Annotated in this window: 11 protein-coding genes; 1 reads left to right on the forward strand and 10 read right to left on the reverse strand. The window is 37.4% G+C overall.

All coding sequences use genetic code 11. From position 1 onward, the window contains the following. Positions 1-64 precede the first annotated feature (64 nt). The 9 genes from QFZ87_RS20370 to QFZ87_RS20410 all read right to left on the reverse strand — a co-directional run bounded on the left by QFZ87_RS20370 (position 65) and on the right by QFZ87_RS20410 (position 12905). Entirely contained in the window at positions 65-1696 is a 1632-nt protein-coding gene (locus tag QFZ87_RS20370) for a long-chain-fatty-acid--CoA ligase (RefSeq protein WP_309865557.1), read from the reverse strand. A 42-nt stretch (positions 1697-1738) separates the two neighbouring features. After that, positions 1739-4342 carry a bifunctional acetaldehyde-CoA/alcohol dehydrogenase gene (gene adhE / locus QFZ87_RS20375; RefSeq protein ID WP_309865560.1) on the reverse strand — a complete coding sequence of 868 codons (2604 nt, stop codon included), beginning with the start codon at positions 4340-4342 and terminating at the stop codon, positions 1739-1741. A gap of 251 nt (positions 4343-4593) precedes the next feature. Continuing rightward, positions 4594-7350 (reverse strand): phosphoenolpyruvate carboxylase, encoded by a 2757-nt coding sequence (gene ppc / locus QFZ87_RS20380; protein ID WP_309865563.1) that lies wholly within the window; start codon positions 7348-7350, stop codon positions 4594-4596. A gap of 145 nt (positions 7351-7495) precedes the next feature. After that, positions 7496-8581 (reverse strand): cadherin-like beta sandwich domain-containing protein, encoded by a 1086-nt coding sequence (locus QFZ87_RS20385; protein WP_309865566.1) that lies wholly within the window; start codon positions 8579-8581, stop codon positions 7496-7498. A 128-nt stretch (positions 8582-8709) separates the two neighbouring features. Further along, positions 8710-9162, reverse strand: coding sequence for an SRPBCC family protein (locus QFZ87_RS20390; protein ID WP_309865570.1), 453 nt, complete (start codon positions 9160-9162; stop codon positions 8710-8712). Between the two features lie 102 nt (positions 9163-9264). Beyond that, positions 9265-9891 (reverse strand): TetR/AcrR family transcriptional regulator, encoded by a 627-nt coding sequence (locus QFZ87_RS20395; RefSeq protein WP_309865573.1) that lies wholly within the window; start codon positions 9889-9891, stop codon positions 9265-9267. A 16-nt stretch (positions 9892-9907) separates the two neighbouring features. Beyond that, a complete protein-coding gene (locus QFZ87_RS20400; RefSeq protein ID WP_309865575.1) occupies positions 9908-10684 on the reverse strand; it encodes a CPBP family intramembrane glutamic endopeptidase in 777 nt (258 codons plus the stop codon). 70 nt (positions 10685-10754) lie between these two features. Continuing rightward, positions 10755-11579 carry a hypothetical protein gene (locus QFZ87_RS20405; protein ID WP_309865577.1) on the reverse strand — a complete coding sequence of 275 codons (825 nt, stop codon included), beginning with the start codon at positions 11577-11579 and terminating at the stop codon, positions 10755-10757. Between the two features lie 144 nt (positions 11580-11723). Next, complete coding sequence (locus QFZ87_RS20410; RefSeq protein ID WP_309865580.1) at positions 11724-12905, reverse strand: LL-diaminopimelate aminotransferase; 1182 nt, start codon at positions 12903-12905, stop codon at positions 11724-11726. Positions 12906-13081: 176 nt separating this feature from the next. On the opposite strand from QFZ87_RS20410, the gene QFZ87_RS20415 reads away from it, so the two are divergent. After that, on the forward strand, positions 13082-13735 hold the full coding sequence (locus QFZ87_RS20415) for a YczE/YyaS/YitT family protein (protein ID WP_309865583.1): 654 nt from the start codon (positions 13082-13084) through the stop codon (positions 13733-13735). Positions 13736-13771: 36 nt separating this feature from the next. Here the strand turns inward: QFZ87_RS20415 and QFZ87_RS20420 are convergent, their stop codons facing one another. Beyond that, complete coding sequence (locus QFZ87_RS20420; protein ID WP_309865586.1) at positions 13772-14890, reverse strand: acyltransferase family protein; 1119 nt, start codon at positions 14888-14890, stop codon at positions 13772-13774. Positions 14891-14980: the final 90 nt, after the last annotated feature.

Raw genomic sequence — 14980 nt, forward strand, 5'->3', positions numbered from 1 at the left:
TTTCTTAGGTGGTTTATTAAAAATGATCTTTGAAGTAGTTCATGTGGAAGTTTGATTATAGTGGTTAAACTTGTAGTTTTTCTTCCTCTTTACGTAACATTCGTCTTAACAGCTTACCGACAGATGATTTAGGAAGTTCATTAAGAATTTCAATCTCTTTTGGAACTTTATAAGGTGCTAGGTTAATCTTTGCAAATTCTATTAGGTTCACCGGTGTTTCTACAGCACCTGTCTTTAACTTAACAAATGCCTTAACTGTTTCCCCTCTATAGCTGTCCGGAACACCAATAACAATGGCTTCCTCAACTGCCTCGTGCTTGTATAGTACTTCCTCAATTTCTCGGGGATACACATTATACCCGCTCGCAATAATAATATCTTTTTTCCGGTCCAAGATATAAAAATAGCCATCTTCATCCATTTTGGCGATATCCCCTGTAAAGAGCCAACCGTCCTTCAATACCATTTCCGTATCCCCAGGCCGTTTCCAATAACCCTTCATTACCTGTGGACCGCGGAGAATGAGTTCACCTGCCTCCCCAATTGGGACGTCTTCAATTCCTTCTGGGGTTTGTATAATAATTCTTGCTTCAGTACCTGGTAAAGGAATACCAACACTACCTAATTTTCTTGGTAAGAAGGGAGGGGTAGAGATTGCAGAAGGTGCTGTTTCTGATAAACCATACCCGTCTGCTAATCTTACACCCACTCTTTTCTCAAAAGACCTTACCTGCTCGACAGGGAGGGGTGCACCTCCACTGCTTAGATAATATATATCCCCTAGATTACTTGCTTCTAAGTCTGGGTGACTATTGAAAGCGAAGATCATTGTTGGGACTGCTGTCATTTGAAATGGCTTTTCCCTTTTTACAAGATCTAATACCTCATTGACGTCAAACCTTGGTAATATTAACTGATTACAACCAATTCTGATTGCCGAAAGTGCATTGCATGATAGGCCATAAACATGGAACATAGGAAGGACACTTACGATTTTGAAGTTCTCTGGTTTCTCATCTACTGCATTATAGGTGAAATCACATACCTGAATAATATTTGCTAAAAGATTATGGTGGGTTAGCATTACCCCTTTAGATACTCCAGTTGTGCCGCCTGTGTATTGTAAGATGGCAACATCTTCATGTATGTCAATTGGAATATCAGGAATAACATTGTCATGTGTTAAAAAATCCTCAAAGTATATATCACCGGCAGAAAGCTGAATTCGGTTTCCGCCGAAGCCCACGACAATAATCCTCTTTAATGATGTTTTTGGCTGAACCAGCTTGACTCTTGAATAAAAGTCTTCAAATACAACCATATATTCTGCCTCAGAGTCATTTAACACGTATTCAATTTCTCGTTCGACATACATAGGGTTCACTTGAACAGCAATTCCACCTAGTCTAAACCCTGCAAATAGACTAAAAATATAGTGAGGACAATTGGGCAGCATAATCGCTAAACGATCTCCCTTTTTGAGACCAATTCGATACAATGAAGCAGCAAACCATTCAGATATCATTTTTGTGTCTTTATAGCTCCAAGACCTCCCATAAAAGGTAAGGGCCGGTCTTTCATCATGAATATTGGCTGCCTGCTTCAAAAGGTCAAATAATGAATCGTACTCAATGGATACATTTTCACTTACCCTTGGATCGTAAAATTTCAACCATGGTTTTTTTTGGTATACCACATTTTTCCCCTCCTATAATCCTTCTTCTTTATTCACAAAGGCCTATACACCTGTATACGCTTGTCTGTAAATTTCAGCAAGTTCACTTACAAATGGCTGTTTTGGATTGGCAATGGTGTCTTGATCATCAAAAGCAAGTTCGGCAAGTCCAGCAACCTTACTTTCAAATTCTGACTTTGTCACCCCGTTAGCTTGAATACTCATGGAAATATCTAGTTCTTCAGCAAGCTTTATAATGGCCGTAATTAAGCTCTCAATTCCTTCTTCTGTCGTACTGGCAGGTAGTCCAAGCATTTTGGCAATTTCACAATATCGCTTATCCGCAATAAAGTATTCATATTTCGGATAGGTCATAAACTTATTTGGTTTGGCTGAATTGTAACGAATCACATGTGGTAAAAGTAATGCATTTGCACGTCCATGTGGAATGTGAAATTCGGCACCAAGTACATGCGCTAAGCTATGGTTGATTCCTAAAAAGGAATTGGCAAAGGCCATCCCAGCTATAGTTGAAGCATTGTGCATTTTTTCTCGTGCTAATTCATCACTGCCATCCCGATACGCTCTTGGTAAATACTCAAAAACCAACTGAATGGCTTTTAGTGCCAGCCCGTCCGTGTAATCATTTGCCAATACCGAAACATATGCTTCAATCGCATGGGTTAAAACGTCCATCCCTGTATCAGCGGTAACATGCTTTGGAACAGTCATTACAAACTGCGGATCAATAATGGCCACATCAGGTGTTAGCTGAAGATCTGCAAGCGGGTATTTAATGTTAGCCTTTTTATCAGTAATAACTGAGAAGGCTGTCACTTCTGAACCTGTACCTGATGTCGTTGGAATCGCGATAAACTTAGCCTTTTGGCGAAGAATCGGGAATTTAACGACTCGCTTATTCGGATCAAAGAATTTTTGAGTTAAACTATGAAAATCCGTTTCTGGGTGCTCGTAAAATAACCACATTGCTTTTGCCGCATCCATGACCGAACCACCACCGAGGGCAATAATGAAATCGGGCTGAAACCTTCTCATTCTCTCAGCGCCATTCATGACCGTTTCAATACTAGGCTCAGGCTCAATTTCAGAAAATGTCTCCCATTGAACCTTGTTTTGATGTTTTTCAAGATAATATAAAACCTTGTCGACAAAGCCATTTTTCACAGGACTTCCACTTGTTACAATAAATGCTCTTGAGATATTTGGGATTGAAGCAAGCATTTGGATGGAATTTTTCTCAAAGAAAATCTGTGATGGAACTTTAAACCATTGTGTAAACGTTCTTCTTTTTGCGACTTTTTTAATGTTGATGAGATTAGCGGCTCCAACATTCTGTGACACTGAATTCCCCCCATATGTTCCACATCCAATTGTTAAGGACGGAAGTGAAGTGTTATAAATATCCCCGATTGCACCATGTGTGGAAGGAGTATTAACGATGATTCGACCAGCCTTCATGCGTGCTGCAAACATATCAATAAGGCTTTGATCTGCAGTATGAATGGCTGCTGAATGTCCTAGTCCTCCATACTCAAGTGTTTCTTCTGCAATTTTTAAGCCTTCCGTAAAATGAGTAACTTTATAGCATGCTAAGATTGGACTTAGCTTTTCACAGGAAAGTGGGTAGTTAGGACCTACGCCCTCTAACTCAGCAATAAGAATCTTCGTATTTACTGGAACGTTTATTCCAGCCATTTTCGCAATCACATACGCTGGTAATCCAACAATTAACTGATTAATAGAATTAGTTTTTTCAAATATAGCCACTTTTTCTAGCATCTTGCGTTCTTCTTCATTAAGAAAATAGCAATGATTATCTATCATTTCTTGTTTCACTTCATCATAAATTTCTTGATCGATAATCAATGCTTGTTCCGAAGCGCAAATCATACCGTTGTCAAAGGTTTTGGATAAGATTACATCGTTTACAGCACGCTTAATATGAGCTGTTTTCTCAATATAACAAGGTACATTCCCTGCTCCCACTCCAAGTGCCGGTTTACCTGAGCTATAAGCCGCTTTTACCAAATTAGGTCCACCTGTTGCTAAAATGAGCGAAATATTTGGATGCATCATTAGAGCCTGGAAAGCTTCATGGGAAGGCTCTTCAATCCATTGGATGCAGTTCTCTGGAGCGCCTGCTCTGATGGCAGCTTTCTTTAACAATTCGGCAGTCTCTTTGCAGCATTGTTGTGCATATTTTGGAAAGGCAAATATAATAGGATTCCTTGTTTTAAGTGAAATTAATGATTTGAAAATCACAGTTGAGGTTGGATTTGTAATTGGAATGACACCTGCGATGACGCCTACTGGCTCTGCCATCTCTACCATTCCCTCATTTTCGTTTTCACTAATGACTCCAACAGTTTTCATGTTCCGTATATTGTTATAAATAAATTCTGTTGCAAACATATTTTTAAAAACTTTATCCTCATATACTCCGCGGCGTGTCTCATTTACAGCAAGCTTTGCTAGTTCCCTATGGTTTTCAATGGCGGTCAGTGCCATTTGCTTTACAATTTCATCAACCATTTCCTGGTTGTAACAACGGAAAGCACTAAGTGCCTTCAAGGCATTGTTTGCTAACGAGTCGATCATCGCAGCAACCGTTTGAGTTTCTAGTACCACTCTTTCTTTAACAGACATTTTTGTCCCCTCCGGAATACAAGATTTTAGAAATTAGGTATGTTTGGTTTCTCACAAAATCGCTTTTATTCACTCCCTTACTCCTGCTGGCTAAAATATATCATTTAGAAATTCCGAAAAATGTCGAATTGTGTTAAAAAACGAATGAGTACTCATTCATTTCAGGATAATTCATAAAAAATTCAAAATTACAGACTCACTCTTTTAGAAAAAAAAAGAGACTGACTTTTGTTTGTCAGCCTCTCTTAATATCAACCAGTATTCCTTAAACCAGCAGAAATTCCGCTTATTGTAAGTAGAACTTGTGTTATTAATTCATCATTTGGATCTTCTTGCGTCCTTAATTCTTTTATTAACTCAACCTGTAGGAAGTTTAATGGATCAACATAAGGATTACGTCTGTGTACCGACTCTTGAATATTTGGAGTATGATCCAGCAATTCCTTATCCCCTGTTATTTTCAACAAAATAGCTTTTGTTCTTTCATATTCCTCTAAGATATTATTGAAAATTCTGTCTGCAATCGCCTTATCTTCAACAAGAGTTAAATATTCCTTCGCTGTCGTAATATCAGCTTTCATCAATGCCATGTGCAAATTATCAATCGTTGATCGGAAAAATGGCCACTTCTCATACATTTGTTGCAAGAGCTTAAGGTTGTCTGTACTTTTAGAAGCGAAAGTATCTAATCCAGTTCCTGCCGCATACCATGCAGGGAGTAACTGCCTGCTTTGAGTCCAAGCAAACACCCATGGGATGGCCCTTAAATCCTCAAATCGCCCTCGATTTTTTCTACTCATCGGTCTTGATCCAATATTTAAGTCCCCAAGTTCCCTTAGAGGAGTAGCTTCATTAAAGTAAGTTAAAAAGTCTGGATCGCCAAATACAAGTGATTGATATTTCCCCAAAGAAATACCTGCGATTTCCTCAATGGTTTCTTCCCAAATTGGATCGCGGTGATATCCTGCCTCTTTTGATACATGTGTTGCCGCCAGGAGCAATGTAGACGTCGCTTGCTCCAAACTGCGGTAAGCAATATCCTCAAGCAAATACCTTGATGATAAAACCTCTCCCTGTTCGGTAATTTTAACGCCATCTCCAATGGTTTCTGCTGGTTGAGATAAGATACTCTTATTTAATGGACCGCCGCCACGTCCTAACGAACCACCACGTCCGTGGAAGAACTTAAGACCGATTTCATACTCTTTAGCCATTTTATGAATTTCAATCTGCGCTCTGTATAGCTTCCAGTTGGCAGTTAATGTCCCGCCGTCCTTGCTGCCGTCAGAATAGCCCAGCATAATTTCCTGTTGATCCCCTAAAATTTGCAAGTGATTGCGATAAATCGGCATTTCAAAAAGCGTTTGCATGATTTTAGGACCAGCCACAAGGTCATCAATCGTTTCTAGGAGTGGGGCAACATTTAAATTACTTTCTAAAGTACCGTCTGCATGGAGTCGATAAAGTCCCGCCTCTTTTGCTAAAACAAGGACTTCAAGCAAATCACTTGGTGATTTAGTCATACTTACAAGATAGACAGTTATAGCTCGCTTCCCAAACTCTTCATGTGCCTCTTTGATCATTTGGAACACTTTAATCATCTCCTGCGTTTCCGCAGAATAATCTTCATTTAATAATAAGAGTGGGCGTGGATCCATAAGGATGTTCTGTAAAATTTTTAATTTTTCTTCTTCAGGAAGCACTGAATAATCCTCAGTAATACGGACCTTACGTAAAATCTCTGAAATAGCTGCTTCATGTTCCCCACTATGGTTACGAATATCAAGAGTAGCTAAATGGAAACCAAACAATTGCACTTGACGGATCAGCTTTTGAATAATTTTTAGTTCATGCGCAGTGGGATGATGCTTTTTTAAACTTCTTTTTATAATAAATAGGTCTTCTAATAATTCCTCTGCAGAACTATAACCTAGTTCTGAGTTCCCCACTTGTTTAACCCGTTCAATAATAATCGCAAATGCACGGCGGTACACTTCCGATTTAATTGGCCATTTTTTTTCTTCCCTTAAGTAAGTATCTTCCTTCTCATTAATAAACGTAAGGAGCTCCTCACTTACCTCTACACGTGTAGTAGAGTGGCTGTACCTCTTCATTAGGTCAACTAAAACAGTCTTATACTTCTTTAACACCAATCTTCTTTGCCTGTTTAAAGTTTCCCATGTGACCTCATGAGTAACATTTGGATTACCATCTCGGTCACCACCAATCCAAGAACCGAAACGTAGAAAATTAGGGACTTCCCACGTAGTCGTAGAATAGTAACTTCCTAAGCAATTAGTCAATTCCTGGTGTATTTCTGGTAGGACTTCAAAAAGTGTTTGGTCAAAATAATAAAGGCCATTCCTTACTTCATCTAAAACAGTCGGCTTATGCTCACGTAATTCATCGGTTTGCCAAAGGATAGTCACCTCATTAAACAAGCTCTCCTCAAGCTTTTTTCTTTCTCTGCTTGTTAATAACGGATGATCTAAGCTTTTTAAGATATCGGCAATTCGTTGTTGAATTTCAAGAATCGAGCGTTTCGTCGCCTCCGTTGGATGGGCCGTTATCACCAATTCCAATGAGAGTGTATGTAATACATTTCGAATTACATCTTCATTAATATTATTCTCTTTAAGAGAGAGAACCGCACTCTCTATCGAAGCAGGTTGTACAATAGTATCATCTTGAAGCTGATACTCTCTTCTTCTTCTAATACGGTGATTTTGTTCAGCAGCATTTATTAAATGAAAATACATTGAAAAAGCACGGATGATTTGTCTCCTCATCGGTGAGCTTAAATTTGCAATTTCATCTTTTAAGTCAGTATAAATTTCCTGATCAAAGTGAGTTCTTAGTGTTTTAGTCATATGTCTAATCTTTTCCACTTTTTCGAACAGTTCGGAACCACCATGATTGACAAGAATTTCCCCAAGCATTTTTCCAAGTAATTTCACATCGCGTCGCAACGGAAGACTGCTGTCATTTACTTTTAATTCTGTTGCCATACCATTCACCTTCCTATAATCAAAAAATTCGCTAAATTTTTATTTATAAATATAACATAACTTTACCCATCATGTGAAAGAAATAACTTACTTTTTTTAAAAATAGAAAAAAACCTGCAAATTGCAGGTTCTGATCTATAGGATTTTATTCTTTTCTATCGATGACGAGGACATAAGTTTTTCGATCATCATCACTATAAGTTACAACAATTGAAATAACGGTTTTGTTATCCTCGTCTAACTTGATCGTTTTGCTTGTGCCACCTTCAATTAAGATGGTTGAACTGCTGTAGCGTGCAGTTGGGCTTAATGTTATGAAATCAACATCATTACCAACAAACACATGGTAAGTAAATTCATCAGTAGAAAATGCACTATCCCATGTTCCATTGTTAACTGTTAGTGAAGAAAGGGTTGCTTTACTGACTTTTTGTGCTGTGGTTGTGGTATTAATTTGTTGGTTCATGGTTGGTTGGAATGTATTCGTTCGATTGTTTTGTGTTGGGATGGTAGTTTGTGAATTAACCGAATTACCTCTAACCGCATTTATTGTATAGGTCTTTTTTTCCCCATTCTCTGCCGTAACCACAATAGTGATGATTAATTTACCAATGGGAAGGTCCACCGAAACACTTCCTTCTTTAAGGCTAGTCCCATTTACCTGAATAGTTGATGTTGTTTCAGCTGCAATAAGTTTTATTGTAAGAGACGGTACGTCGTTTGCTACTCCCACATTATACTCGTATATTTCAGATGAAAAGCTTGGTGATAGTTTTCCACTAGACAATTCTATACTTTGCAAAAGGTTATTCCCATTTTGTTTTCTAGTAACGGTAAGCGTATAGGTATTCTGTTGGTGTGTACCGTTAGAAACAGTAATGAGGAATTTGTTTTCTCCTGTTTGAAGTGACAATGTGCCAACTACACCACTTTTGATAGACGTGTCATTTATGGTAATGCTAGCATCTGGATTACCACTTTCTACAAGTAATTTAATTTCCTTTGTTTCATTTTCTACAGTGGTAGAATATTCTTTAACATCTGCCGTAAAATCACGATCGAGCTTAATCCCTTCAATTTCTAATTTTGAAAGTGTGTTTTCAGACTGATTTGCCAGTACAGGAACTGTATCTTCAGCAAATGCAATTGGTGTGTAAAAATAGTTCCCCATCCCAATCATGGAAGAAACAAGTAGAATAGTTATTCCTCTTTTTGGTACCTTCACAAACATGTCTTATCCTCCCGCAACAATAATGTAGACTAAAGGTACCACTGGATGCTTAAGAAAACCTTAATTTTTTTGGAGTATGTTCAAAATAAAAAGCCGTAAATCTCTTTTACAAGATTTACGACTTTTTTCTATCTCCTACTGAATTCTTCCAGTTTAGAAGAGATGGCTACGGCTACTTCTTCATCAGTCTTTTGAATGGCTTTTTTAAAAAGTGTATTAGCTAAAGTGCCCATAGGACCGGTTGCATTAATTTCAAGAAACCCTGTTACTTTTGTTTTGTTTCTATTCATTGCTTTAGCTTCGAAATATCCTTCCCCTAGGTATTTTTCATTCGAGCGCTTTAATTCAAAACTTACCTTCAAAGGCTCATTCCATATGATATTATCAATGATTAAACTGACCTTTTTTTTCATAATGCCTAAGAGGTCACTTTTAAATTCCCATGTAATTTGGTTTTCATTTACTTTTTCATGTTGAATATAACCTGGGACCAAGGGTGCCCAGTTATCCGGATCGCGGATAAATTTCCAAATCACTTCAATTGGGATATCTAATTCTACATGTTGAATTTCACTTGGCATTTATATCCCTCTTTCATAATCATTGTAAAAAGCCTTCAAGTATCTGAAGGCCTTTATAAATATATATGTTTATAAACCAGTTTATAGAAGAAATATCCCTAACTAACTAATTGCGTCAAGAAAAAAGGTTAAATGATTCTCCATTTTCATTTCTACTTCTGCTGTATCTATACCGTCATACCTCAGGAGCAAGTATTCCATCATCATCGTAAACAATGGGTACTGATACTCTGTTGCTAATATCTTTGCATTTTGTTGTTTAAGTTCCCCTTTATCAATAAAAATCTGAAATGCAACCTCCAAGAAATCAACAGTCCCCTTATATACATCATTAATAATGATATCTCTTGCCCTTTGGTCACGGAATTGCTCGATATTTAGTATTCTCCACATTTTTTCGTGCAATGGTTCATCTACTGCCTGTTTAAAATTTAAGATCCCTTGAGTTAAAAATGGCTTGATTGTTACCCTGTTACAAATTGCTTCTAAAGTATCATGATTCGGTCTTGTTTTAGAATGGCTTTCACGAAATAATGAATAAATCCATTCTAAAATTTCATCCTTAGATTTGAAGTGATTATATAGAGCACTTTCTTTTATTCCAACCACTTTTGTTAGCTCACGAACTGATACCGCAGTAAATCCTTTATGAGAAAATAAGTCAATAGAAGCTTCAAGGATTTTATATTTTGTGCTGTTTACGTCTAGATCAGTTATTGGATGTTTCATTCTGGAAAACTCCTTCTTATTTCATGGTCATTAACAAAAGCTGTACCACAAGCTGAAGGTCCATTAAAAAGTGGGCGATTGCAATCGGCAATAATCGATTGGTTTTGTTAAAAATGAACCCTAAAATGAATGCTAATGGCAAGAATGACAAGAACCGCCACAACATGTACGGGCCATCAAAAACTAATGGCAGTGCAACATGTTGAAATGCAAGGAACAATCCCGATAGGGCAATGGCTAACCAGAGTTTACCTGTTCTTGCTTTTATTCTTGGAAGTGCGTACCCAATATATGTTGGGGTTTCCACAAGACCATTGGAGATGGGAAACAAAATGAGAGCGATGGCAGCAGCCCAAATTGGAAGCTTCTGAAACATCACCTCAGGTGGTGTGAATGTTCCTAATAAAAGATATGAGAATAGAAACAACGGAATGGCACCTGCAGCTATCCCCACAATCACCAGCCATAACGTCTCGAGTGTATCTTTTTTGGCGCGGCCTTTTTTAAAGTTAAAAATGGAAAGATACGAATGGCCTTCCTTTTTCAAGAAACTCCTTAAGATGAGAAAAGTGACGATATTGGCAAATACGGCTTGAAATGGCCACCATTTCTCAGCTGCATGTAGGGGCGAACTTTCGCCTGCTAGGGCAAAAAAGCCAACTAATAAGGCACCAAATAATATGAATAATATAGTTCTCATTAATAATGAGATGACAATTCTCCTGCCAATTTTGTTCTCATTATTTACTATCCTCACCTGGACGCTATTCGAATTCAATAATTCCTTTTTCATATTACACCTCATGGGATAATTTTAAAACCTCCAATGAATTAACGTTCGTTCACGAGTTTCGTAAAAAAAATTAGGTTTGGAACAATTCTCCTTGAACGGCTCTAATATATCGATTAGCTGATAATTGAACGGATTGGTTGGCATCTTCCTTCACGATCTTATGAAAGGCATTATAAATCCGATTAAATGATAAGGGCTTAACCTTCTCTGCCATCTCTCTAACTGTTTTAGCAGGTAATGGAATCAAGTTAGGATAACTATACATAAAGCTTACCCACTTTCTATCGGCCACTACTTGGATGATATCTCCTGTTAAAAGTACGCCGTTCCCTTCGTTTCCATCCTCCCAGTGTAAAACTGCCCCACCTTTAAAATGTCCCCCTAATCTGTAAATAGTCATTCCCTCATGTAAGACTAGTTTTTCTCCAGACCATAGAATAATATGATCACTTGGATTCACAATCCATTCTTTGTCATCCTCATGGATGTATATAGGGACATCAAATACTTTTGCCCACTCAATCTGTGCTGAATAATAATGGGGGTGGGAAAGAGCAATCGCGTTAATTCCTCCCATTTGATGAATCTCCTCAATCGTTCTTTCATCAAGATAGGTTATACAATCCCATAATACATTAAAGTCATTTCCTTTAATAAAGTAAGCTGTTTGACCGATTCCAAAAGAAGGAGACGTGGTGATACTATACAAATTTTCCTCTTCTAATAGAATTTTATTTTTATATTTTTGTGACTCAATTAACTTCTCAATTGTTGTCCAGGCTTGCCCATTCGGGTTTACATACTGTCTTTCTTCCTCACAAATCATGCAAGAGCTTGGAGGACGAGAAGAGTCTGGATATTGTGTTCCACACGTTGTACAAACAAATTTATTCACATGGATCATCCTTTCATTAAAATAGTTTGGATTTTTTTACCACTATTAATATATTAATTAACGTTCGTTCACATGTCAATAAATTGTTTAATTTTGGATAAAAAATAGGCTGACTCCAATAATTCAGAAGTCAGCCTTTCTTTTTTAGGATGTTATTGCCTGTTTCATTAGAAATTGATGGATTCTTTCTGCAGCTATCGATAACTGTTCTGGGGGCTGTACCATAGCTATTCGTACATATCCTTCCCCCAACTTTCCAAATGCGTCACCTGGAATGACAGCCACACCTGCTTGATCAATCAATTCAAAGGCAAATTCTCTAGAGGTCCATCCAGCGGGGATTTTTGCCCACACAAACATTGTTGCAGGAGACTTTTCCACCTGCCATCCACTTTTCTTTAGACCAGAAATTAATGCATCCCGACGAATCTCATATTCTTTCGCCTGTTCTCGAAGGAAATGGAAGTCGGAGGTCAATGCCGTTACAGCTGCTTTTTGAATCGGATAAAAAATTCCGTAATCAATATGAGACTTAAACGAAGCTAAAATCTCAATTGCTTGTCTATTGCCGACAACGTATCCGATTCGACAACCAGCCATATTAAAAGTTTTGGAAAGTGAATTGAACTCAATTCCGACCTCTTTTGCTCCTGGTATTGACATGAAACTAAGCTGCGGATGATCGTCAAAAATTAATTCAGAATAAGCAAAGTCATGAACAATCAAGATTTCATGCTTCTTAGCAAAAGCCACTACCTCTTCAAAAAAACTAATATCTGCTAATGCAGTAACAGGATTCCCAGGATAACTTATAATCATCATTTTTGTTTTTTGAAGAACTTCTAATGGGATTTCATCCAGCTTTGGTTGAAACTTATTTTCGGCTAACAACGGTAATGGATAAATTATTCCACCAGCAATATTTACACTTGCTTCATAAATGGGATAACCAGGGTCAGGAACCAAAACATAGTCTCCGGGATTAATCAGTGCTGTCGCCAAGTGTGCCAATCCATCCTGTGACCCCATTAACTGCAATACTTCATTTTCTGGGTTTAGTTCAACCTCATACCTTTGTTTATAAAAATAACTAACTGCTTCATGAAATTCAGGTATCCCAGTCAGTGTATATCCATACCGACTTGTGTCCTTTGCAGCTTCCACTAATGAATCCACCACAAAAGACGGTGGAGGGAAATCGGGAGACCCTACACTTAAATCAATGACATCTTTTCCTCTTTTTATGGCTTCCTTTTTACGATTCGCTACTTCTTGAAAAATACTTGCTGACATTTTTTGCAGTTTTTCCGATGCTATGAGATTCATAGACCTTCCCCCGTATCACAAAATCTTTTCTACAATAATATTTTTTGTTTTTACATAATTCAGATTATACCAGTCTTACCATTTGGATTCTATATTTCTAAATAACCATTGATTATTATCTCTTCATAATTTAAGATTTGTAGATAGGTAAAATTTCAGAATAGTCAGTTCGTTTAATGGAGGTAGTTGAATTGAAATTCTTTCAGTATTGTTTATTCTTTTTGGGGTTAACCTTTTTTGGCTTAGGCAACGCTATTGCGGTTAAAGTTAAATATGTTGGACTCCATCCATGGGAAGTACTGAATGTAGCACTTTATGAGCATTTTGGTTTTACCATTGGTACATGGGGTGTGGTGTGTGGTTTGATTCTTATCCTCATTTCATTCTTCGTAGCCAGAAGCTATATTAATATTGGCACCATTTTAAACGCTTTGTGCATTGGGCCCATTATGGATTTTTTTCTTTGGTTAGATATTCTTCCGAAGGCAACCCATACCTGGGTAGATTATGTTATTTTATTAGTTGCTATAGTTATTTCTGGAATCGGTGGCGGCATGTATGTGGCAGCAGGGATAGGGGCAGGTCCTCGTGACGGCTTTATGCTTTCGATTTCCGATAAAACAAGACTATCAGTTAGCCAAGCAAGAATAATAGTAGAAAGCTTCGTCTTAATTATTGGATTCTTATTAGGCGGTCCCGTATTTATCGCCACTTTTGTCTATACATTTATTCAGAGTCCTGTTTTTCAACGTTCCTTAAAGCTGTTTAAGTCATTGGTGGAATCCCTTAAAAAAAGAAAAGAACAAAGCCAGGAAAGCGTTGTTTTGTAAATATAAGAAAGCCCCACTTTAAATGTGGGGCTATTTCTATAGAATTCTTTTTATTCCTGGAATCTTGCATATCCAGGCTGATAAAACAAATCCAATAACGGGTCCGGTTACTGCAACGATTAAAAACTTCAATAGGGCCGGTAAATCAAATTGGTGTAAATATAAACTAATACTAACTAGAACAAGAGGATGGATGATATACAGGGTATAAGCTGATCCAGATAACGTTCTCCACATCTTCTTTGTTACATTATGCCTTGTTTTAAACATTGAAAGCAGCCATAAACAAATACCTATGCAAACTAATGGCTCCCACATCGCATAAACAAAAGACTGAAATCCCCATCCCCCTGAAACATGCATATTCCCCTCTAAAGCACCTGTCGCTATAAGTGCAATTGGTAAAATAGGTATGGTAATGACTGAAATCATGGCCCAAAGTTTTATTGTTTTCACACTTATCTGATCTAACCAATTATGCTGATACGCTGTTGTACCGGCGATAAATAGTAAGATATACGAAGGAAAATAACCAAACTGTAAACCTAGAATTCCCACTCCTGTTGGCCAACCTAAGCGAATTAAAAATGCTGCTACACCTAAGCTAATTGCCGTAAAAAACAATTTTCTATTTGAAGGAAAAACCTTTGAATCTTGTGAGATTCTTATAAAGAGCTTACAACAAGCTACATAGAAGATAGAAAAAATTAATAAAGCTTCTACAAACCATAATGGACCAATGTTAATGCTATGCAAGGTAAGGATCTCATTTTGATAGAATTCACTAAAGGAATATTCATTCTTAAATCCTACTATATATTGGATAAATGGTCCTATTAGAAAGGTATAAAAAATTAATGGTATCCCTAAGCGAATTAAACGGTCTTTTAAGAATAATCTTGTGCCCTTCCGGTTATGAGATGGCGGAGTAAAGTATCCAGATAGAAAGAAAAATAACCCCATAAAGAATGATTGATTAATAGCCGTAAAAAGAGTCAAAATAATTGCGGTCACACTTAAACCATTGGTTGGTTCGACATCTTCATAAACCCATGACCCATCTGCCCCATATGTTATTGCTGTGTGATGAACCAAGACCAAAACGGTTAGTACGACACGTAAATGGTCTAAATAGAATAATCTCTTTTTTTCCATTTATTTCTCCTCCTAGAGGTATAAACCTTCTTCATTATCTGACTGAAATTACAGGAAAAAAGTTACAAAAAAAAACCTACCCAAAGGATG

It is taken from the genome of Bacillus sp. SLBN-46 (assembly GCF_031453555.1).
Taxonomy (GTDB): Bacteria; Bacillota; Bacilli; order Bacillales; family Cytobacillaceae; genus Neobacillus.

Coding starts and splice junctions, on each gene's coding strand:
- QFZ87_RS20415 (WP_309865583.1), top strand. CDS start 13,082: ATGGAGGTAGTTGAATTGAAATTCTTTCAGTATTGTTTATTCTTTTTG.
- QFZ87_RS20395 (WP_309865573.1), bottom strand. CDS start 9,891: ATGAAACATCCAATAACTGATCTAGACGTAAACAGCACAAAATATAAA.
- ppc (WP_309865563.1), bottom strand. CDS start 7,350: ATGGCAACAGAATTAAAAGTAAATGACAGCAGTCTTCCGTTGCGACGC.
- QFZ87_RS20400 (WP_309865575.1), bottom strand. CDS start 10,684: ATGAAAAAGGAATTATTGAATTCGAATAGCGTCCAGGTGAGGATAGTA.
- adhE (WP_309865560.1), bottom strand. CDS start 4,342: ATGTCTGTTAAAGAAAGAGTGGTACTAGAAACTCAAACGGTTGCTGCG.
- QFZ87_RS20410 (WP_309865580.1), bottom strand. CDS start 12,905: ATGAATCTCATAGCATCGGAAAAACTGCAAAAAATGTCAGCAAGTATT.
- QFZ87_RS20385 (WP_309865566.1), bottom strand. CDS start 8,581: ATGTTTGTGAAGGTACCAAAAAGAGGAATAACTATTCTACTTGTTTCT.
- QFZ87_RS20420 (WP_309865586.1), bottom strand. CDS start 14,890: ATGGAAAAAAAGAGATTATTCTATTTAGACCATTTACGTGTCGTACTA.
- QFZ87_RS20390 (WP_309865570.1), bottom strand. CDS start 9,162: ATGCCAAGTGAAATTCAACATGTAGAATTAGATATCCCAATTGAAGTG.